The sequence below is a fragment of the Psychrobacillus sp. FSL W7-1493 genome, assembly GCF_038004905.1.
Classification (GTDB): Bacteria; Bacillota; Bacilli; order Bacillales_A; family Planococcaceae; genus Psychrobacillus.
On record NZ_JBBOSB010000001.1, the window covers coordinates 3057356 to 3080678 of the forward strand.

Sequence of the window (23323 nt, forward strand, 5' to 3'; positions counted from 1 at the left end):
GTTCATTTATTAAACTCCTATCCATCGTTTTGATTCTCACTAGAATACAAATAACCTCGCTCATTAAAATTGAAACTCTTGTATTTATACTTACAATATAAAATAACGAGTTGCTCGGGTAATATGACTATCATTACAAAAAATAAAAATATGCCACCAACAATAAGTAAAGCAGAATTGCTGTCATAGTAATTGGAGTTTTTAGAGATATACTTAGTAATCAAAACTAATCCAATTCCGCATAGTAATGCAACTCTTGGAAAAAAAGCCATAGTTGCTAATTCACTTCTTTGTTCTTCTTTTTTGGAACCTTTTCGATATTGACCTTTTTTTAGTAAGATATAAAATCGAACAAAAGTAGCAACAAATAAAAATAGTCCTATTCCTAAAGTAATAGTTGCGATTTTCAATAAAGTACCTTCGTTTGTAGTCATGCCTTCATCTTTCAAACCTATTAAAAACAGAGACATAATTAAGAGAGGAATCGAAGACATATTATGTGAAACAACAATGACAAGCAAATATTGTATTCTTTCACTTCTTTTGTAAACAAACGGAATAGAATAAAGCAAACTTAATCCTATCAAACTTGCAGTAATCCAAAAATGAATATTTATTATCTCCTCATTATATGGAAAAGTAGTGATATCCCCAATCATAAAATAATTTAAAGAAAACATTAAAGCTTGTATAAAGATGCCAAGGATTAAAGAAGCACTGAGACTTTCTCGACTTTGTCTGCCAGATTCTAACGGTTCTCTTAATACTTCAAAATCTTCCTCTACTAATCTCAATTAAATCACCCCTTAATTTGAACGGAGTGTCTTTTCAGCTAAACTCCATACACGAGTTAATTTAGAAACATTCCTCTACTACCACCCTTTGCAATCACAAAATATTCATTGCTCATCTACCTAAACTTTTGTATGACCCCAAAATAGCACCAAGCCCATACCAACAATGGCATAGGCTAAGTTTTTGATTGTCATTATTTATAAATTATAAAACACCTATACTCATTTCCACATAAGAAGAATCGGTTGTATGCATTTTTTTGATTTGAACAAATAGTGGGGTTTTCTGAATATAGTTTTTCTGCTCCATATAGGTAGATAATTCTTGATATTTTTCTTGAGATTTCATGTCAAAATCACCCTGCACTCGTGTCATAAGTAAATGATCTACACAAAAATAGCTCGTAAACTTCACTGCTTCCTCACGAGGTATAGCTATAGAAGTTTCACTTATTTGTATAAATATCTCAGCTGTCATAACCCCTTCTGAGGACTCACCAATAATCGAATAAAATACCACTCCTGTAGGTGTATAATTGTATTCAGATAATATCTGCACGAAATCTTGGAAAGCTAATTCAATTTCTTCAGGGACAAAATTGTATAGTTTAGAAGCTACATGACGAGAAGCAATTTGATGATTTTCTACGATCATTCTTCATCACCCTGACTTTTTAATGGAGCATATAAATCGACTATATATTCTCCATACACATTTAAAAGAATACAATAAAAGTAATCTTCAATCTCTAAATTATTTTCATTAGAAAATGCTTGTACTTCAGCAAATGCAATATTGATATCAAGCTTTTCGTCAGCCTGCCTTAATAATAACGCTCGATCTAGTTTAAAATCCTTTTGAAAAGTAAAGTCAGAGTCCTCTGTTACCTCGACTGGACTACTTATTGGCAAATAATATGTAAATTCCCCTAATGTTTGATCAGTGTCGTTCCCTTTGTAAGAGAAAAATAGTGGTCCATTTCTATATACATCTTTACTTAAAGCAATATCGTCCAAATAATAAATACCTTCCTGCCAGCTTTCTTTTTTACCCTCTGTTTTATAAACTAGCAAGTTTTCGAACATTAGTGCACATAATTCAATTCCCATCAGTTTCACCTTCTCTATTCAGATTCCAAACTATTCAAGTAACCATGCTCATTAAAATTAAAACTTTTAAATCGAATTTTACAATATAAGATTACTAGCTGCTCAGGTAAAACAAATAGCATCACATAAAACAGTGTTATACCAATAAGAACTACACCGTACATATTTATGTCATGTATAGCAGAATTTCTAACAATATATTGAAGAACCAATACTAATCCAATTCCAACTATTATAGCTGTAGGTAACAACGATTTTTTTTCAAATTTTATCCGAAGGATCTCCTTGCTAGATCCTTTTCTATACTGTCCTTTTCGTAACAAAGTATAAAATCGAACAAATGTTATGAGAAAAACAAGTAAACCAATAAATAATAAAATGTATGTAAAATTTAGAAGAGAATCTGGCGTAGCCTTCATCCCTTCCCCTTCTTTTCCTATAAAAAACAATGCACAAATAAATAAAGGAAAAGTAAAAAGATTTTGAGAGACTAATATGGTCAATAAATATTGGACTCTTTGGCTTCTACGATATATAAATGGAATAGCATAAACAATTGAGAGAATAACCAATACACCAGTAAACCAAAAGTGCACCTCTAAAATTTTCTGTTTATACGGGAAAATAGAATCGTAAGCTGCCACGTAGTATTCTAATGCATAAATCATAGGCATGAATATTGCCCCTAATATTAAGGCTGTTGCCAATTGAGATGGTCCTTGTCTTCCAGACTCTAAAGGTATTCTTAAAACCTCAAAGTCTTCTTCCTTCAACTTACTTACCAAATGTCTCTCCTCTTTCTTAACGGAAGATTCCTTTTAGTTTATCCATTGCGGATTCACCATCTTTACCTTTGGCGTTTAGTAACATATTGACACCAACACCTGCTGCTGCACCTAAAAAAGTGCCTAGTCCTGGGATCGGTATTAAGGCAGTACCCGCTGCAGTTAAGCCAACCTGAATGGCGCTACCGATTGCAACATCTGCAGCAGTTTCTCCAACTGCTCTTGCATGTGCTGCACCTTCACTCGATCCATTCTCCTTGGCAGTACTATAATTATCATAGTAGCTTAAACCAGCGGTAATAGGAGCAACAGCTCTAGTGGCTCCTTTTACTAACCCATTTTGTGCAATTCCTCTTAAATCGAATACATCCTTAAAACCTTCTGCTGTCCCCCTCAGAGTTGCGGAACCAATAGTTTTACCCTTTTCCGCTAAAGTAGTATTCTCTCCCCAATACCTAAGATGAGGATGTTTCTCTAACACCATTTCTCCTTGCGGTGACCAGCCAGACTGCCCTTGCTTCTTTCCAGCATATTTTAGCATCCCACCACTCTGATTTGGAAAGCCCAAAACTCCCATAGCCAGTGGACTAGCATAAATTCGATAAGAAGTGCCACCTTTTTGAGGAACATAAAATCTAAGATCAGAAGACAGTTCCCCATTCCTAGTAGCCATCCACATAAGAAACCCTGATTCAGCATCCTTCACAATAGTAGTAGCATTACCATAGTACCCGAGAGAATCATTAACTTGATCAAATCTATTATCTTCAGAAACTTTACCAGCTTCACCAGAAGCATCTTTATCCGCCACTGATCCAGGGTCATTTACATTACCGGATAGCTCACTCAGGATTGGAGTACAAGCTGTAAATTCCGCCCATGCTTTTGCAGGAAAATGAGTATCAGTTAGTCCTGCACTCATCATTCCTTCTATCTCCATTAGCCATTTATTAAGAGCATTTAAAGTTGACTCAACGGCTACAAGTGCGGAAGTCTGGGTTGTATCAAACTCATGTAAGTTTTCAACCGTAACATCCTTCTTTTTACGAGAGTCTGTTACACCTTGCTGTACCTCACTATCATCTAGATGAGGCAATGCTACTATATCAGCAACCCCATCTATTATGGCATTTGACTCCTCAGTTAAATTACTAGTAGTGTTAGATATTACTACCAGTCCTTCTTCAACCTCTCCTTCCAGAAAGCTCTCTTGAATATGACCAGCGTAATCAGGCTCCAACGAATCCAGAGCAGATTTTATTTGGTTTAGCTTTATTTTGAAATTTTGATTAAATTCTAAAAAGTATTTATGGAAAGGGAGATGGCAATCGTTGTAAAATGATCGGATAGCCGCTCCCCCCTCCCCAGTTAATGAGTGATCCAACTCCACTAAACCAGTTATAGAAGTTTCAATTACCTTCATTTCTTCCTCTAAACGCGACAACATATCCACGTTATTTTTTATTCCTGTCTGAAGTAAATCTACATCCAATACCTTCATTGAGCCAACATCCTATGGCCACCAGAGCTATTAATACCCGTTGATATGGTTTCATCCGTCTCTTTCATAAATGTGACAGATTCCTTAGTTGTAAGGATATTTTCTCCTAATAGCTGTTGATATTTAATTAACAAAGTTTCTAGATTTACGGAGAGCTCATTTAACTTAGTAGCCACGTCTAGCACATTTCCTTCAATTGGCGCCTCTTTTGTGGGATTTAACGCTTCATTGGAGGCTGTCATTTGCTCTAATTGGTTCTCTACATCCGCATAAACAATTTTTATTTCCTCTGACATATACATACACCCCCGCTATTATTTCATATTGTTGGCAGCTTCCTCAGCTAATAGCCGATCAATAGTCGCTTGGATACTAACTATCTCTGCTTGAAGTTCAGCAATTTTTGCCGCAATTGCTGCAAATACAGCACCAAATTGAGTTCCTATAATCTCTAAATAAGGTTGATGTATTCCTGCTTCACGAATCTCATCAAAGGCTGTCGCAAGTGTTCCATGCCAAGTAGTTGGAGTAAGCTCCGGGTCCATACATTTAGGCTCATTGGACTGAAATTCTCCCTGCTTCCCTGCGAGAGAAGCTTGACACGCATTTAACCTAGTTATCTTCGCCTTAACTTCTGCTAGCTTCATATACCAATACATAATCAAATTAATTCACCCTCCCTTATACCCTTCTTCTTTTTTGGAGTACCGTTTGACGTTTGTGCGAGCTTTGGCAAAAATACTACAAAGAGAATAATAATCCCACTGGCTATAATCAATAGGAAAACAAGTGTAAGAAGGTTTCCATTTGAACTTCCTTCTTGCTGTTGCTGTGAGAAGTTCCCTTTTGTGTTTGTCTCTTTCTCCCCAGAAGTGAAAAGCTTTAATTCTACGGAGCGTGCTGCCACCGTGCTATTCTCACCTCTTTCATCACTTTGGAAAAGGAAAGATGAGTCATTACGATTAGGCAGCTTCTTCCTACCGTCAAAATATATATCAAACTGCTTAATAGGAATCGTGTTTTTCATTTCTGTTTTCTTCACATCATGTAGATAATCGGTATTTTTTTTAAATTCTAGCTTTTCATATAACAATGGCTCTAATTCATCGATTGTTTTATTTTCATCTGCTAGCACTACTCCACTTTTAGGAAAACAGAGTAGCGCTGTACAGAGGACAACTAAAATGACCTTTTTAGCCTTCATATGCTTCATCTACTGTCGTAGCGTTTTGGCCATTATTCTTGCTTACAAAATAGGATACTACTAGCATTATTATTGCTATAACGCCTGTAATGATTACTCCTATCGTAAAGTTTGTCTCCGCCTCATATTTTATTGAAAGATACACGTTGGATAAAATATCAGGTACGTTCACATCTGGCACCGCTAAAATCAACAGCGGAATAATGTAAATACACATAAGTACTATTCCAGCTAGCCACCCGGCTGCCTGACCAAACTCTAACGCTGCTCGAACAATGGAAGCACTTGCTAATAGTAATAGCACCGTAAATATCGTCCACTGAATGGCACGATCGTCATTTAAGATGTACATGTTAATACTGTATAGGCTAATAATAATCCCAACTAAAAGAGATAAGATGATTGTCATTGCTATACGAAGCCCAACTGCCCCATCCTTTAAGTGATACGTAAAGTAACCTATTAGTAGACTACTAATTAGTAGGACGATAAATAAGATAACTGGTGGAACCTTTTGTCCTTCCTCTGAGACAGCAGTTGCTCCTTTTACTCCTAGTGGATTCACAAAATGGTTAAATGCATATCCATTTTCCTGTCCATCTACGTAAGTGTTTGCTAGGAAGCTTTGTATATCTCCATCAAAATCAGACATAGCATCCACGTTTGTCTCCCATTTGTTACTAAACTCATCAGATGTAGTTTTAATGTTATCTGCTTTTGCGTGCAATTCATTTGCGTAATTTACCAAGTTATTCTGACGGTCCGATAACGTATTCATCATTTGACTAAGAGACACTAGCTGATTACTTACATTTTGTTGACTGGATGCAACTTCTCCCTCACCTACTGTTTGCTGTGGTTCTGCACCTAACATAGTAGCTGGGTTTTGAATTTGCTGCAGCAATAAATTCGCCTGCTTATCGATCGTATCTAAATCATTTAGTAAGGATAAATGCTGCCCTTCCACTGTTTCTCTTTGACCGGACATAATAGCAGCAAAGGTTGTACTTAAATCGGTCATTCCCAATTGAGTTTCCGGTATACTTTCTTCTACTGCAGTCCAGCCTTCTAATTCTAGTTCATTAACGTCTACCACATTTTTTAGTAAAGCTGTTAAAATTTCGTCTTCTAGCAGGGCATCCTTGTTGGTGCTTTCCCCTCCTTCATTCAACGTATATTCAAACTGCTCTAAAGTTGCATAATAGGACAATAAAGAGCTTAGCTCTGTATTGGTAACTCTTTTACCAAATAACTCCTGTAATCTAGTTTTCTGTTCAGCTGTTAGATTCGGATGAGTCAGTAAGACTTCTTCTTTTTGACTAATCTCCAACCCTATCCTTACCGTATCAGCCGGGTAGGTGTCTATAATTTGCTGCACGGATTGATATTCCCTATATACGGCCTGATAATCTGTTAAAAGACTTGTATATTCCTTTGCGGCAGTGGCATAATCATTTGTTCCTTCTTGATTGGAACTGCTCCACATGTTTTCTTTTTGAGAAATAAGCGCGGTGACATTTGTCAATTCACCTTGTAGCTGATCCAAATCAGTTAACAATGTAGACTCTGGATCTGTTTCCGATATTTTTGTTTTTAAAGACTGAAGAGCTGTAAGGATTTCATTAACCTTTGTACGCTCCTCCTCTAAAGTAGGAAGAAGTGTTCCGGTTTTTGCTGCAGCCTTTTGTTCCATTTCTGTACCGATAGTAACTAGTTGCTGTGGATCTGTTCCAACATCCATTATCCCTAATACAGCAGTACCGTTCTTTCTTGCCTCAATTCCTTTTTCTAAGCTTGTAAGCACCGAATAGTTATAGCGATCGATTGCAGTTTTTTGAACGACAAGTAAGTCATTAAGCTGGCGATCTACCTCACTTTTTCGGAGCTCAGACAATGCATTGAACTTCTCCTGGTTGGCATCTATAATATTGTTCACTTTGTAAATTTCATCATTTAACTTTTCGTTGCTATCTTCTAGCTGCTGAACGGTTTTATTGAAATGCTCTGCTTGAGAAGCGGCAGCAACCTTTATCTTTGCAAGACTGTCATCTTGGACTTGTCTTAAAATTTCTTTTTGACTATCCTGGAACGTTTTATATTGCTGGACGTAGCTGATAAATCCAGTCATTTGGTTCCCGAAGGTTTCCGCATTTTCAATCCTTGCAGCATGGGAATTATTAGCTGAGCTCATTGTCGAAAGCAATCCAGCCATCTGTTCCTTTTGTCGTTTCATTTCTTCAGCAAGTGTTTCAGATTCTGGCTTATAGTATGCTGACATCGTCGATAGAAATTCTGTTTCCTTACCTAAAATATTAGCAAATTCCTTTTTAATATGATCCATTTCCTGTGCTACGTATGTCCAATAAAGAGTAGACACCTTTTCATTTACACGATTGGTAGCTGACTCAATCTCATGGAGCACTCTCTCTTTTCGTAGCCCAGCTTTTTGTGAATGCACCTTATAAGAGAATTCTGCTCTTTCTGGATTTTGCTGATCATAAGACATTACATTAGAAGAAAAGTTAGAAGGGATATAGACGATTGCCTCATACTGATTGGACTTAAGACCATTTTCAGCAGCCCCTCTGCCGACTACCTTCCATTCATATGGTGAATCGGTAGCAAGAATTGTCACTACCTCTACCCCCATGTCAATACTTTCCTGACCTTTTGTAATTCCCTGATCCTCATTGACAATGGCAATAACCCTTTTATTTGGATTGTCTAAATCTAATATGCTGACCCCCATCAGCTGGAAGAACAAAATAGGGAGAGCTAATATTAGAACAATCCCAGCAACTATTTTCCATAATCCCGTTCCCTTTAAATTTTTCATTGGGTGATCTTCCTCTCCATCTTACATAACGGAATTAAAACCTTTGTGGCGTTTCCGTTGAATACGTAATGCGCATAGCCTAAAGGCAGTTCTGCCTCTTTTCTTTCATAAGGTACTGTATACAGCGTTTGCTCTGATTTTTTCATAAATACTAATCCTTGTCTTACGAGCTTCAATTCATTCGTAAATGCATCGAAGCCTTTTGTAATTTCTGAGTTGTTAGCCGATACAATCACATTAAAGCCTAGATGAGTATATTTTTTCATTAGCTTAGATAGACGATCCTGAATGCCTACATCTGCGAGCTGTAAAAATCTCGTATAGCCATCAATGAAGAAATAGGCAGGGACGATTGTTGGTGATTGTCCGTTTTGCAAGCTTTCTAGATAGCTACTTTCCACTTCTACATAATGTTGCTCCACGTTGGTAATCCAATCTACCAATCGATCTTTCGTTTCTAAGTAGTCTACTTTTGGTTCGTCTGAGAATGCTGCAAGACCTCGATCAAATGAATCAAAGATAGCAATAAAGCCATTCTCCATTTCTAATAATTGATGTAATAACCACTTAATCGTATTCGTTTTACCTCTTTGAACCGGACCAATCAGCATTAGATGACGATTTTTATTAAAGTTAATTGGTATCGTTCTAACTGTTTCTTCATCCAAGCCAAGCTGTACTATTCCAGGCATTATGTCATCCTCTAAATAGTTTTGGAAGTTGTCGCTGTTTAACTCAAGCGGCAACATTGGAATTGGCTTTGGTGCAGGCATTTCTGCATAAGCACTCTTCAATGCTCGTACTTTCGACTTAATAGATTCTAAAATCTCGAAATCGTCTACTCCATGTGCTGGTAGGAATAATTGTGCAAACTTCGCTTCTTCTTTTTTAATAATCGCTCTACCTGGGAAAGGCTCTAAGTCAAATGGGACTCTTCCAATGACACCATATGACTCTGTGCTATCCATTAAATAATGGACTATTTTAGTTTTTAAATTGTTCATGAGTGATTGTCTAATGGACTGTACTCTTGTTGCAGAAACAAGCAGATGAATACCTAATGATTGTCCATCGCGCCCAAACTGTATCAGCTGTGCCTCTAGCTCTTCCATTTCCTCCCGTACAATATCATAGTTATCCACTACAATGTAAATAAGAGGTAATGGAGACTCTGATACTTTATTGTACATATGGATATTACTCACTTCTGCCAATTGGAAGGCTATCTTTCTGTTAGATATCTCATCCTTTATTAGCTTTATAAGCTTATCTCGTTTTAACTCCTCATCCATCGTAAAGTAATCAGCTGTATGTGGCAGCTGCCTCATAGGAAGAAGAGATCCATTTCCATAATCTAAAATGTAAAAGTGAGCCTCGGCAGGGCTTAGATTGTCTGCTATACCAAGTAGGAGTCTTAATAATGTATAAGATTTCCCATAACCTGAAGAACCAAAGATTCCTACATTCCCGTCCTTCTTCCATTCGTAATAAATTGGATTTTGCGCCTGTTTTTCTGGTTCATCTATCATTCCCAGGAGGAAGGCATCCTCCATTTCTTCTATATGCTTGGACTGGGTAATCCTTAAAGCCAAAGGTGGCAGCCATGGACTTTGGAGCTTTTGGATAGCCATTTCTTCTTGGGTTTGAGCAATTTTAGCAGTCACTGCCTCAATTTCTGTCATCTTACTCTTTTTCTTACTTACCTTTGTTTCAATCCCCGTTAGTGGAACTAGACCTAAATCAGTGACAATTGCAATGTCCTCTTCTCCTTCTAACGTTTCTTCCATATACGGCGCACCACTCCAAGCAGATTGGAACAGCTCGTAGACCTCATTATTTCCTACCTGCAAATATCCTCTACCTGTCACGGTAATTGAAGCTGCATCACTATTTTTGAGGATTTCCTTACTATCATTCGCATCCTGGACCTTCAGCGCTACTCGGAAGCGGGCATTACTCCAAATTTGTTCATCGATAATTCCCCCAGGTTTTTGAGTAGCAAGGATTAGGTGCACTCCTAAGCTTCGTCCAATACGAGCAGTACTTACTAGCTCCCGTATAAATTCTGGCTCCTCACTCTTTAGCTCTGCGAACTCATCAGAGATAAGAAAAAGATGCGGAAGTGGTTCAAGAGAAAGACCGTTTTTATACAGCGTTGTATAGTCATCGATATGAGCAACCTCATACCGGTCAAATAAGCGCTGTCTACGTTTAAGCTCGCTATTGATAGATGTTAAGGCACGCATACTAAAGTTTTTACTACCTTCAATATTCGTTATCGTTCCTAACAGATGAGGGATTTTCTTGAACGGCTGTGCCATTCCCCCTCCTTTATAATCGATAAGTAAAAATGCAACTTCATGCGGATGAAAATGAACCGCAAGTGATAAAATATATGTTTGAAGAAATTCACTTTTCCCTGATCCAGTTGTACCAGCCAGCAATCCATGAGGGCCATGTGCTTTTTCATGTAGATTTAAGTGAACAAGCTCTTTTTTCCCTTTGAGCCCTATCGGAACTGCAAGAGATTTAGCTGATTCATTTGTTTTCCAATATTGTTGAATAGGAACATCTTCCACATCTTTTACTTCAAACATCTCTAAAAAGCTAACTGAATTGGGAATCGAATTTTTCATACCTATTTGGTGATTCAATGTTCGCAACATCCGAGAGAATCGCTCATTAGTTGTAGCATCGTAGTCATCCAAATAGAAGGGCCTGTTTACAGCCTTACCTTCCTCTATTAAAATATCTCCTTCACGATCGTTTACATATCGAACGAGTGTATGAACGTTCTCGGTCATCCGTTCCTCAGCAGATTCAGCAAAGATTACCGAGAATCCTAATTCCTTTGTATTCTTTTTCTCTAAGTATTCCATGATGACGTGCTCTGCTATTAAAGATGTATCCGAAATGATAAACACTAGATGAGGGGCAAATCTCACTTTCCCTTTCATCTCATCCACATCTCTTTCACGAATTATTTCGTAAAGTGAGGACAACAACTGATCACGAGTTTCCTCATTGTGGATTAAGCCTTTCGCATGCATGTTTGGAAGTGTGGAGTGAGGGAGCCACTTCATCCATTCATAATCCTTGTATTCTTTGTGATTAAAAATATTAATCACACGAATATCATGATAGCTATGAGCAAAGGCTAACTGTCCAATTATTTGTTGAAGCTCCCGTTTGACCACATTTTCCTTACCGATTAATCCTAAAATACCCTGATGCAAATCCGTTGTTATTGGTGCAGATTGGATGGTTTGATATACCTTTTCCATCCTTTGCGCCTCTTCTAGTAGGTCGTCCACTTCTCTGTTTGCTAAATCACCAGAGCTAAGCTTTATTTCGTAACTTGAAGGAACATCACCAATGCCTAATCTAAATTGTAGAAAGTCATGGCTTTCTAAACTCTTCTCCCAAATACGTCCGGATAACTCCTCTGTCATTATTTTCATTTTTTCAAAGGAAGGATAATGATACTCGAGCACAAACTTTTGCTTTTCCGATAAGCCATCCAGCTCTTCTCGTAAGTTGGCCATATAGGCCGTATAAACTCTTCTTCGCTTGGCTTCGTACTCTTTTCTCTTTTTTCGTTCCTTAAAGAAGTTAATCGTAGATGTAACAAGTACAGCCATGAACATCGTGATAGATATGATGACAAATACCCCTCGTGGAACAAAAATGGTAATCGTTCCAATCGCGATTAACATGACAAGCGGTAGTGCAATCGTCATCAATAATCCTCGACCTGTTGCATCACTTTCCTGAGCAGGAAAGGAGATAGATACCTTATCCTCTGGTAAGTCATAAATCATACGAGGTGTCCTTCTATATTCTGGGTACATAGCATATCTTTCCGTTTTAGGTAATTCTATTTCAGGTAGCGGGCTTATATACTCCTTGTTTGTCACTATTTCGATTAAATCTCTTTGAACCAGTTTAATCTCCATAAATGCCCATTGTAGTACATCACCCAGCTGAATAATTTGATTAGTACCGCAACGTTTTCCGTTTAGATATAAAGGACATGCAAAATCCTTTTTGATAATCCAGCCATCATTGATTTTATTGAAAGAGAAATGACCAGTCTCCACTTCAGGGAACATAATATTCGTACGATGAAAGGTTGCTTGTTCCTCTTGACTGTCGAATGACACTTCGTTTGTATAATCGATAAAATAAGTTTTTGTCTGAACCGGTAAAGAAGATACGAACACTTTTAAGATCTTATCTCTCTGCTCAATTGCAAGACCACTTTCTTCTGTCAACACTCCCAATTCCTGTGCCCCATCGTGAAGGACTAATTGATTTTCCTTATTTTCAATCCTTATTTCTCCAAAAAGAAAAGGGAAACTTTGGACGGTTACATCATGCTCTATAGCAGGGCCAATGGTTAGTGTTGTAAACTCTCTTTGTTTTATCTCTAATCGTTGATAATCTTCTCCATAAAATACCCATAGCTGTAACAACCTGAACACCCTCTTTCAAACCCTGATAGTTTAATAAAATAGCCAAATAATAAGTGAGTAGTTTCTAACATTAATTTGCTGCGTTTTCTTCAGCTGCTGGTGTTTCTGGTGCAGCTGGTGGTGCTTCGGTTGCAGCTGGAGTTTCCGGAGTCGCTGGTGCTGGTGTTTCTGCTGGTGCGGTTTCTGGTACTGGTGCTGCCTCCGGTTCTGCTGTTTCATTTTTTGCTTCTTTTTCTATTTCTATTTTCTGTGCTTCTTCCTCTGCCTCTCTTTCAGCTTCCTCAGCTTCTAGCATTAGCTTTTCAAATTCCTCTACCTCTTGGTCAATTTCATTCAGAAGAATTTGCATTTCTTCGCCAGTAAGGTCTTTGTCTGCTTTAACTTCCTCGCGTCTTTTTAGTAACCCAAAGGTAATAAGCTCTCCGTCCTCCATCGCTCTTGCAATGTCAACAGCATCTTCTGCCTCACCTCGACCTAGGTGAATCCAATATTTCAGGTACTCTGCATCTGTTTGAAGGGTTATATTAGATAACACATTTTTCTTTTGTTCTTCGTCTAATCTTTCATTAGTAACCGATGCGTACGCTAACTCATACAGAACAATGTAGGGCATCCCTTTCACAGAATAAGGCTCCAATAAGGTCACTACCTGACTATAATTTTGTCCTAGAAAGTATTCATGGCTAAGGGTATAAGCTTCGTTCTTTGGCTTTTCATGTACAAAATAAATGATAGTAAATATGATTGCAGGAAGAATTAGAATGCCAAGTCCGATTGCTAAGTATTTAGTCCACTTCCATTTCTTTCTTGGTAGCTTGATATTGCCCATTTCTACGATTTCAAGCTGTTCCATTTTTTCTGTAATATAGTCCAATAGAGCTTGGCTATCCTTCATACCCATGATGGTAGCTCCAACTTCCTTGAGCTCTAATATTTCGGAGTACTTTAAGTACTCTTCAAAGGTGAATGAATTGTCTATTGCTGCTGCTACCACTGCTTTTGTTTCAAGCCAGAGCCTATCTTCATCTGTTTCATACGGAGGTAAACTTCCTAATACACCATAGTAAAGAAACATTGGATCCAAAGCCTTGCTAAAGATTATATTTTCCGGGCATACTATTAGGTTTAGTCGGGGATAAGGGTGAGAGTAAACCTTTTCTACAAGCTGATAACCTAGCATCCACCTAGATTTTTCTTCCTCTCGATGAATGTCTCTAAAACGCATATGGTCTTTTGGAATCTCGGCTTGAACGATTAATTCGTCGTCAGTAATAACAATCTCCTTAGAGATCTTTGGGTTAACTTCTTTTAGGAAGATTATTTCCTCGGTACGCTTAAAAGCAACTCTTTCCTTTTGAAATACAAAGGTGGTTTTATTGGCTTCCTCATTAATTTCCGCACCCGTACGATTTTTCAAATATGTATATGGTCTATTTTTAAGTTTGGTTTTTGTTTTGCTCATATCTTTCTGTTTAGGGGCCATGTCCATTTCTCCTTCAAATGATTTCAATTCGATCGCCGGTCGTAATGCCGCATTCAGACATTGTTAAATGCCCAGGGAATAATTTATCCTTGTTTACCACGCGTATCCAATGACCCTCACGCTTTGGGTTGGAAATGGAAGCAGCCTGCCACGCAATATCAATCATCTTTTTCATCGTGTAGTAATCAGATAGTCGGAGGTCAATAACTTTCCCGTTATACTTTGAAAGGTCAACTGTAATTTCTATATACAAAATGTAACACCTCTCCTAAAGAGTGTAAGCTTGCTTAAAATAGTTGAAAATGAAGGAAAAGCGCCTTCCAATATGGAATGACGCTCTATATATTACATCCTGAACAATACTCCAAGTTACCCTCTGATTTGGCTTGCAATTTGTTGATCTGCATCTTGCAGAGCTTGACCAGTGCGGCTTAACTGCACGCTAACTTCGCTTAATAGCTCACGCATATCATTGAAATGTGGCTTAAGTCTTTCATATTGTTCAGCAAAGGCTGCACTAGAAGCACCTTCCCACATAGATTGCAATTCACCGATCATACCGTCCAAACGACCGATTTGAGAAGCAACCTCACTTGACTCATGACTGTAACGTGATGCCATTGCATCCAACTCAGCTGGTGTTACGCGAATAATTCCTGACATTTCATACATCTCCCTTTTGTTTAGTATTTTGATGAATTTATAAAATAACTGTGAGAGCTAACTACAAGATGAACTTGCCGTTCCTTCACAGATACTTCCAATACACTTTACTTCTTTTACCAAATAGATTACAAATATTTTACAGAAAATATTTGTTAATGGATATTTTTTACTTTTAATATACTTCTAACTATTTAATTTACTAAAAAAACCATTTACTATAGCCATATCCCCCTATTTTGTAATCTCTAAACCTCTTACCTTATATTTTTTTAGAGATTAAAAGGAGTTTAAGTCCATTGCCTAATATAATAAATAACATTCTCAAACTAAGTAGTCAAAGCATCCAAAAAAATCAAAAAATAACCTTAGAACTAAACGCTCATAGACTTTCGTCCCGTTAATTTAATATTTTAAATTTAATAATATATTTTTACTCTAGATGATTTATTATTCAAACTGAAATATCAATATTTTATCATTCTTAACATAAACCAATTATTTCGACCCATCTTTTGTAACATTGCATCTGTCAAATATCTTAGTTCGAAGATACTTGAACTCATAATAACTTCCATCATAATTTTCTTCTAACTCTCCATTCCATTACAAAAACATTACAGAAAACATGAAAAACCATATTATAAATACCATTTTTATTTGTTCAGATGCTGTGTTATATGGGCCAAGTATGTTACAGGTGCCAGGCACCTGTAACATACTTGGCACATAAAAAACCACAATCCATGCTGGATGTGGTTTTGTATTTTAATACGTATAGAAGCCTCTCCCTGTTTTTCTACCTAGCTTACCGGCTCTAACGTATTTTCTTAAGAGTGGTGCAACTCGATATTTGGTGTCTCCAGTTTCTTCAAACAATGTCTCTGCTACTGATAAAAGTGTGTCCAAGCCGATAAGATCAGCTAGGGCTAGTGGACCAATTGGTTGGTTTGTTCCTAGCACCATCCCTTTATCTATATCTTCAGCAGAAGCAATGCCTTCTCCTAGAACAAAGATAGCTTCATTGATCATTGGAACTAATATACGATTTACAACGAATAACGGAGCATCTAATATAGTAATGCTTTCTTTTCCGCTGTCTTCTACTAGTTTTTTTACGGTATCATATGTTTCATCACTAGTTTCAGAGCCTTTTATGATTTCTACTAATTTCATGACTGGCACAGGATTAAAGAAGTGCATCCCAATGACACGGTCAGGCCTCCCAGTTGCGGATCCTATTTCCGTAATACTTAAACCAGAGGTATTTGAAGCTAGTATGGTTTTTGGATCACAAATTGCATCCAGTTCAGCAAAGACTCTTTTCTTAATATCACGATTTTCTAATATAGCCTCTATTACTATATCAAGTCCTGCTAGTTTGGTTTTATCAGTAGTGAACGTAATTCTGCTTAGTACCCACCCGATCTCACTAAACTCTTTGTTTTCCTTCTTATAAAGCCTCCATAAATTAGCATCGATTGTAGATGCCGCTGTTCTTAGTATTTCGTTATCAATATCACAAAGCGTGACCTCATGTCCCGCAGAAGCCATTACTTGTGCAATGCCATTTCCCATGGTACCTGCACCTAATACACCAATTTTCATCATGATAACCTCCTAAAAACTCTTAGATGTTCTTTGTAATCCTTATTCCCTCTTTATTCTTTTTGACACATATCTAGCTTCAATTATCAGAATATTATCTAATAATAACATTATACTTCCTATTCCATTAGTTATCTAGAGAAACATGTAAATTATGGTTTAAAAGTAAAATTGGTTGGTCCCGAGTATAAATAACTACTTAAATTAGCCTCATAATAGACGAACACTATCCCTCAATAAAACATATCAAAACTTCTACCTTAATAATCCAATCAAATAGCTCTAAAAAAGACTTCTACTTAAAAAAGTAAAAGTCCTATACTAAATTAATTTACATTCTCTATAATGACGGCTATTCCCTGGCCACCACCGATACAAAGACTTGCGACTCCATATTTTAATCCTCTTCTCTTAAGCTCATATGCTAAAGAAAGGAAGACCCGAGTCCCACTTGCGCCAACTGGGTGACCTAGTGCAATTGCTCCTCCATTGACATTCGTTTTGTCTCTATCTAATCCTAACTCCTTTTCTACTGCTAAATACTGAGAGGCAAAGGCTTCATTTACTTCTATTAAATCTATTTCCTCTAACGTCATTTCTGCACGAGCAAGTGCTTGTTTAATTGCCGGTACTGGGCCAATTCCCATAATGGATGGATCAACCCCCGCTATCCCCCACGAGATAATCTTAGCTAAAGGCTTAAGCTCATGCTTCTCTACGGCCTCACCGCTTGCTATAATAACCGAGGCCGCTCCATCATTAATACCACTAGCATTACCCGCCGTCACGGTTCCATTTTGCAAAAAGGAAGGCTTAAGGGATGCTAACTTTTCCTGTGTAACTTCACCCTTAATATGCTCATCCTGATCCACCATTACAGTTCCTTTCCTAGAAGGAACCTCTACAGCTACTATTTCCTCTGCAAATCTGCCCGATTCCTGTGCATGAGCTGCTCGTTTTTGGCTAAGTAAGGCAAACTCGTCTTGCTCTTCTCGAGGTGAGCTATATTGCTCTGCTAGCTTCTCAGCAGTCATCCCCATGCCACTTCCAATATACTCATCCGTTAAAGTGCTAAGCACCATATCCTCATACTTCATTGTCCCCATCTTACTAGCACCAAATCTAGACGTAAAATTTGCATAGGGAGACATCGACATATTTTCAGCACCACCTGCGAGAATAATATTCGCTTCGCCTAACAAGATCATTTGAGCACCCGATACAATTGATTGACAGCCTGAGCCACATAAGCGATTCACATTCATCGCTGGAACCTCTACTGGTATGCCTGCCTTCAATCCGATATGACGTGAAAGGAAAGCTGCGTTCGTACTAGAATGAATGACGTTTCCATATATGACATGATCGATTTGGTCTGGCCCGACTTCCGATCGTTTCATTGCTTCTCTTGCTGTAGCTGCACCTAAATCATCCGCTTTAACTTGAGCAAAGGATCCTCCAAAGCTCGTAAATGCTGTCCTTGCTCCATCTATTAAATATACTGTTTTCATCCACTGTTCCTCCTAACTGTTTCGAAGAGAATTCTTTAAAACCTTTCCACTCGCATTTCTAGGAAGGCTTTCCATAAAGTCGACCTCTACTGGCACTTTAAATTTTGCCAAGCGTTTAGAACAAAATGCCAATATTTCTTCCTCCGTTATCTCATATCCATCTTTTAAAACAACAAACGCCTTAGGCACTTCCCCATACACTGTATGAGGAACTCCAACAACTGCCGCCTCTAGCAGCTCGGGAACTTGATAGAGAACTTCTTCCACCTCCACGGGATAAACATTCTCTCCGCCTCGGATAATCATATCCTTCTTTCGATCAACAATATAAAGCAGACCATCTTCATCAAACCTACCTAAATCCCCGCTATATAACCAACCATTTTGGATTGCCCGATTCGTTTCCTCCTCGTTCTTTAAATAACCTTTCATCACCTGAGGACCCTTCACGACAATTTCTCCTACCTGGCCATGTGGTAAAGGATCTCCAAACTCATCCACCACTTGAACTTCTGTCTTCGGTAGTGGTTCTCCTACAGACCCGACCTTATCCAGTGCAAAATGGTCCTTTAAGGTTGTTGCTGCAGGAGAATTCTCTGTTTGCCCATAGAGATTTTGAACCTTTACATTTGGGAATAAAGATTTCACCTTTCGAACGAGCTCATAAGGCATTGGAGCAGCACCATACGTCAATAGCCTCAAACTTGGAAGCTCTATTTGTTTAATTTTTGATGTGTTCAGTAAAATACTGTACATCGCAGGTACTCCAAAAAATATAGTAATTTTCTCTTGCTCCATTGTAGTCAACGCCTGCTCCGGAGAAAATACCTCCTCTATGACAATTGTCCCTCCCACATAAATTACTGGAATACTAAACACATGACTCGCTGCGCAATGAAATAACGGTGCGACAATCTGCATTCGATCTCTTTCATTCAGATCCATTGCTTCTCCCCATATTTGTGCGGTCGCATATACATTTTGAGCAGAAAGCATGACCCCTTTTGGCTTCCCAGTTGTGCCAGACGTATAAAAAATGACACTTGTCTGTTGTTCATTTATAGCGACTTCATTCATTACTAAGCTTGAATCTGCAAATATAGCCTCTAGTGTGTTATCCCCACCAACCTGTATAGTGTGTAAAAACCCTTCAAATGTCTCCGGTATTTCATGCAATACAGGTTCCAATCGAACATCATAAACGAGTGCCTTCGCCTCCGAATGCTTGAATATATATTCAATCTCAGGTGCAGCAAGCTTTGTATTGACGGGCATAACTGTAAAACCGCCAAGCTGACATGCATAATAACAGATTAAAAAGTAATCCGAGTTATTTAAATATAGGGCGATCACATCCTCTTGTTGATAGCCCTTTGCTTGAAAAAAGCCAGCAAGCCGTTTTGCTTTTTCATAAAATGCGGAATAAGTAAGCTCTCTTCCATTGAATTGCGTAATAATGTGATTAGGTCGCTCTTTTACATGTGATGCCAATTGTTCAGTAATTAACATAATAACCAATCCCCTTTTTAATTGATTAAACTCACTTCATTACCTTCAATAAATAATCACTATAAATTTGTTGCAATTCTTCTAGAGATTTATCTCCAGCCTTCTTATACCATTGCTGAATCCAATTTAGAGCACCCAATAGTATCATGCGTACAATTTTAGGTTCATTAATATTGAATTCCCCACATTCTATACCAGCAAGAATTACTCGGTCGAACCAGCCCTCGTACTCATTTCTTTTCTTTAAGATGGGGTGAAGGTGATCCGTTGAAAATGTTTCATCCGGCTTAATGATCATGTTAAAGGATTCCTTTTCCTTTACTGCATATTTCACATGAATAGCAATCATTTGCTGAAGCCTTACTACATTTGAAACATTGGAATGAAAAGCCTCCCGAAGCTCGTCAATTGCCTGCTCCAGCACAAGCTCATGACATCGGAAGATCAAGTCCTCCTTATTCCTAAAATAATAGTAGAGTGACCCCTTCGTCATTTGAAGCTCTGCTGCGATTTCTTCCATCGTCGCTCGCTGATGTCCCTTTTCATTCATGATTTTCACTGCAGAAAGAATAATTTCCTCTTTCTTTTTCGTAGTTTTATTTGGTGAGATTGCCAAAAGGATTACCTCCTTGCGCATTTACAAATCTAGCTTTTTAGCAATAATCGTCTTCATAATCTCAGTGGTACCTGCGTATATACTTGCTACGGGAATGTCCCGATATCTTCTAGCAATCTCGTACTCTTCCATATACCCATAGCCCCCATGCAAATGTAAGCATTCCGCAGCCACTCGCTTCGCCATTTCACTTATCCACCATTTGGCCATCGCCACTTCCTTCACTAAATCCTCTCCAGCGATGTGGCGAGCAGTTAATGAGTTAATATAAGTTCTCCCTATATCAATTTCCGTTGCCATTTCAGCAATTTTAAACTGAGTATTTTGAAATTTACTGATAGACTGACCAAATGCTTTTCTATTCTTTATGTAATCTAGTGTGATTCGAAGCATTTCCTCAGCTTCCACCTGACATTGAATAGCTACAATCAGTCGTTCCTGCTGAAGGTTTTGCATTAAATAATAAAACCCCTTACCTTCTTCCCCTAGTAAATTATCCATGGGGACTCGAACGTCCTCAAATATCAACTCACCAGTATCACCGCTATGAATACCGATTTTATCGAGCTTCTTCCCATGCTTGAATCCTTCCATGCCTTTTTCCACGACAAGCAAGCTGATGCCTCTATGCGCCGGCTGTGCCGATGGGTCCGTCTTACAAACGATAATTGCAAAATCAGCAATCGTCCCATTCGTTATAAACGTCTTTTCTCCATTTAAAATATAATGGTCACCATCACGACGAGCAGTCGTTTTAATACCCGCCAAATCAGAGCCTGCACCCGGTTCCGTCATACCAATAGCATTGATAAGCTCCCCAGTAACACAACGTGGCAGCCACCTTTGCTTTTGTTCCTCTGTCCCAAGCTCCGCAATGTAAGGGCTTACAATATCCGAGTGAAGACACATACCACTAGCCAAACCTTGACCAACACGCTCCAGCTCCTCCGTTAAAACCATAGAATACGAGAAATCTAACCCTAAACCTCCATAAGCCTCATCAACCCATGGACACAAAAAGCCATTCTCCCCCATCTTCAGCCAAAACGAACGAGGAATCTCGCGCTTCGCCTCCCACTCCTCATAAAAAGGATATGCCTCCTTATCAAGCATTCTCCTTAAAGACTTCCGAAATAGCTCATGCTCCTCTGTCAAAAACGCAGCCTTCACCTTCATCCCCCCTTTAATTAATTCAGAAAATTGTTACTATTAACAATTATACAATCCAAACAAACAAAATAAAACTAAAAATTGAACGCCGTTTAAATTTTTAATGTTGAGGTAATTATTACAGGTGCCTGGCACCTGTAATAATTACCTCAACATATAGTCGTTGATTGATAACTGTTAGACATAAAAATGCCCCAGCACACATGAAGGCTGGGGCATTTCCTATTATTATTTATTTCTATTATCGTCGTCATTTGAAGAAAGATCATCATATGGATGTAAATCATCTGTTGATGGAATGTTATATCCAGTGCTCGGTGAATCCTCTTCATGAGCTGCATCCATAGGGTTTTCTGTAGGAGTATCTACACCATTTTGTGGTTCGAAATCTCCAACTGGTTTAACCTCATCGATATGTGGCCCTTTTCCTCTTCTTAAACTTTTTTCTGCTTCTGAAGGATCACGGAAATTTTCTTTGAATGATTCTTTCATTCCCTTAGCTTCCGCTTTATATCTTTCCTTTGAAACGTCTGCATCCTCAATGCTTTTTTCCATTTTACTTAAATAGCGAGCTGCGTGCTCACGTCCACCTAAACCAAACGCTAGACCGAACGCTAAAGCAACTCCACCTAAAATGAGGATAAATGCAGAGTTAATAATAGCTGCTGCAATGCCTAATTGACTCAATGCCATGAAGAAGGCAAATGCTAAAATTGCGTACTTAGCAACATAGCGTAGGAAATGAGGAGTTCCTGAGGAATGCTTCATTACGCTTCCTACTAATTTCTCTACTAGACTTGCTAACCAGAATCCTACTGCCAATATAACAACTGCCGCAAGGACATGTGGTAAATAAGCAAATATCGCTGTTCCAAGAGTAACCATAAACTCAAGCTCTAACACTTGTAGAGCTTCCACTACGAACAATAAAATAATAAACACTTGAACGATAGTACCAATTATTGCTGCAAAGGAAGGAGCGGATCCTCCAGTTGAAGCGAAGCCCATCTTACCAAATATCGAGTTGATGCCAAGGTTTTGGAGTAAAGTAACAACCACATCTTTGACCCACTTAGCAACAACGATACCTACAAGCACTAGTACAATTGCTACGAAAATCTTAGGCAGCATGGCTAGAATATTATTTAACATTGCAATTGCCGGTTGTGAAATACCTTGTAAATCTAAAATTTCCAATGCAGTAATAGAAACTGGAATAATAATTAATACGAATACAACGATCCCTACAATCTTAGAAAGGCTCGTTCCTTCTATGAAACTAGAAAGCTTCATTTTATCTGCAAGCTTATCTGCACCTGCAGCCTGTAGAAACTTCTCTACTAATGTACGTACAAGCTTAGCTACAAACCAACCGATTGCAAACACGATTGCAGCTGACACTAACTTAGGTATGAAATTAAAGAAGCTAGCAAGCATACCTTCAAAAGGTCCACTTAATCCATCAATTCCAAGTGCGTTTAGTACTGCTGGAATGAATAAAAGGAAGATTAAATAATATGCCACATTTGCAGCAGTATCTGTCCATTTTACTTGGTCTACCTTGGAAGGATCTCCTCCAGTTTTCATAATGTATTTATTTAGACTAAATCTATTCCCAGTCATCTTAATGACTTTTTTAACAAGCGTAGCTAGAACCCATGCAAACAGTAAGATGAGACCAGCTTTCAAAATGTTGAGCACACCACCTGTAATCCCTGAATACATAGAGACAAATGGAGATACTAAATTACCCATATTTAAAATAGAAAAGAACAGGATAAATGCAAAGATCAATACAATAAAGAAAACTACCTTACTAAGAATTTTCTCTACTGACCACTCACCCTTAATATTTCCAAGTCTTTCATTGACACGGTACTTCCTTAAAAGCTTAAACGTAGCATTTTCTAGTAGCTTAGCTACAAAAAAACCTATTAATAAGACCAATAATGCTAATAAAAGCTCTGGTAAAAAGTGAAGGGTGTTCCTCCAATATAATTCATCAAACATTCCATGTCCTCCTTTGTTTTATAAATGTTCCCAACCTCCATCTACCCC

19 protein-coding genes are annotated in these 23323 nt (G+C 38.1%); all 19 read right to left on the reverse strand.

Going from position 1 to position 23323, the window contains the following annotated elements; translation table 11 throughout:
• Positions 1–17: 17 nt before the first annotated feature.
• Entirely contained in the window at positions 18–794 is a 777-nt protein-coding gene (locus MKX96_RS15370) for a hypothetical protein (RefSeq protein ID WP_340884917.1), read from the reverse strand.
• Between the two features lie 205 nt (positions 795–999).
• Complete coding sequence (locus MKX96_RS15375) at positions 1000–1449, reverse strand: DUF5085 family protein (RefSeq protein ID WP_340884919.1); 450 nt, start codon at positions 1447–1449, stop codon at positions 1000–1002.
• Positions 1446–1904: a DUF5085 family protein gene (locus MKX96_RS15380; protein ID WP_340884920.1), complete on the reverse strand. Its 459-nt coding sequence runs from the start codon at positions 1902–1904 to the stop codon at positions 1446–1448. Before MKX96_RS15380 ends, MKX96_RS15375 begins: the two co-directional genes overlap by 4 nt.
• Before the next feature lie 14 nt (positions 1905–1918).
• Complete coding sequence (locus tag MKX96_RS15385) at positions 1919–2689, reverse strand: hypothetical protein (protein ID WP_340884922.1); 771 nt, start codon at positions 2687–2689, stop codon at positions 1919–1921.
• 16 nt (positions 2690–2705) lie between these two features.
• Positions 2706–4190, reverse strand: coding sequence for a ribonuclease YeeF family protein (locus MKX96_RS15390; RefSeq protein WP_340884924.1), 1485 nt, complete (start codon positions 4188–4190; stop codon positions 2706–2708).
• A complete protein-coding gene (locus tag MKX96_RS15395; RefSeq protein WP_340884926.1) occupies positions 4187–4486 on the reverse strand; it encodes a YwqI/YxiC family protein in 300 nt (99 codons plus the stop codon). The genes MKX96_RS15390 and MKX96_RS15395 overlap by 4 nt, the downstream gene beginning before the upstream one ends.
• An 18-nt stretch (positions 4487–4504) precedes the next feature.
• Positions 4505–4849 carry a YwqH-like family protein gene (locus tag MKX96_RS15400; protein ID WP_340886077.1) on the reverse strand — a complete coding sequence of 115 codons (345 nt, stop codon included), beginning with the start codon at positions 4847–4849 and terminating at the stop codon, positions 4505–4507.
• Between the two features lie 2 nt (positions 4850–4851).
• Positions 4852–5394, reverse strand: coding sequence for a type VII secretion EssA family protein (locus MKX96_RS15405; RefSeq protein WP_340884928.1), 543 nt, complete (start codon positions 5392–5394; stop codon positions 4852–4854).
• Positions 5384–8230, reverse strand: coding sequence for a type VII secretion protein EsaA (esaA, locus tag MKX96_RS15410; protein WP_340884930.1), 2847 nt, complete (start codon positions 8228–8230; stop codon positions 5384–5386). Before esaA ends, MKX96_RS15405 begins: the two co-directional genes overlap by 11 nt.
• Positions 8227–12705, reverse strand: coding sequence for a type VII secretion protein EssC (gene essC, locus MKX96_RS15415; protein WP_340884932.1), 4479 nt, complete (start codon positions 12703–12705; stop codon positions 8227–8229). Before essC ends, esaA begins: the two co-directional genes overlap by 4 nt.
• Positions 12706–12775: 70 nt before the next feature.
• Positions 12776–14188, reverse strand: coding sequence for a type VII secretion protein EssB (essB, locus tag MKX96_RS15420; protein WP_340884934.1), 1413 nt, complete (start codon positions 14186–14188; stop codon positions 12776–12778).
• Positions 14189–14201: 13 nt separating this feature from the next.
• The gene (locus MKX96_RS15425; protein WP_169358738.1) at positions 14202–14441 is read right to left on the reverse strand and encodes an EsaB/YukD family protein; all 240 of its coding nucleotides are present in this window, start codon (positions 14439–14441) and stop codon (positions 14202–14204) included.
• Positions 14442–14557: 116 nt separating this feature from the next.
• Positions 14558–14851, reverse strand: coding sequence for a WXG100 family type VII secretion target (locus MKX96_RS15430; protein WP_169358737.1), 294 nt, complete (start codon positions 14849–14851; stop codon positions 14558–14560).
• 768 nt (positions 14852–15619) lie between these two features.
• Positions 15620–16459 (reverse strand): 3-hydroxybutyryl-CoA dehydrogenase, encoded by an 840-nt coding sequence (locus MKX96_RS15435; protein ID WP_445678219.1) that lies wholly within the window; start codon positions 16457–16459, stop codon positions 15620–15622.
• Positions 16460–16785: 326 nt separating this feature from the next.
• Entirely contained in the window at positions 16786–17970 is a 1185-nt protein-coding gene (locus MKX96_RS15440; protein WP_340884941.1) for an acetyl-CoA C-acetyltransferase, read from the reverse strand.
• A gap of 12 nt (positions 17971–17982) precedes the next feature.
• Positions 17983–19479, reverse strand: a complete 1497-nt coding sequence (locus MKX96_RS15445) for a class I adenylate-forming enzyme family protein (protein WP_340884942.1) — start codon at positions 19477–19479, stop codon at positions 17983–17985.
• Positions 19480–19510: 31 nt separating this feature from the next.
• On the reverse strand, positions 19511–20095 hold the full coding sequence (locus MKX96_RS15450) for a TetR/AcrR family transcriptional regulator (protein WP_340884944.1): 585 nt from the start codon (positions 20093–20095) through the stop codon (positions 19511–19513).
• A gap of 21 nt (positions 20096–20116) precedes the next feature.
• The gene (locus MKX96_RS15455; RefSeq protein ID WP_340884947.1) at positions 20117–21265 is read right to left on the reverse strand and encodes an acyl-CoA dehydrogenase family protein; all 1149 of its coding nucleotides are present in this window, start codon (positions 21263–21265) and stop codon (positions 20117–20119) included.
• A 228-nt stretch (positions 21266–21493) separates the two neighbouring features.
• Positions 21494–23275 (reverse strand): mechanosensitive ion channel, encoded by a 1782-nt coding sequence (locus tag MKX96_RS15460; RefSeq protein WP_340884949.1) that lies wholly within the window; start codon positions 23273–23275, stop codon positions 21494–21496.
• Positions 23276–23323: the final 48 nt, after the last annotated feature.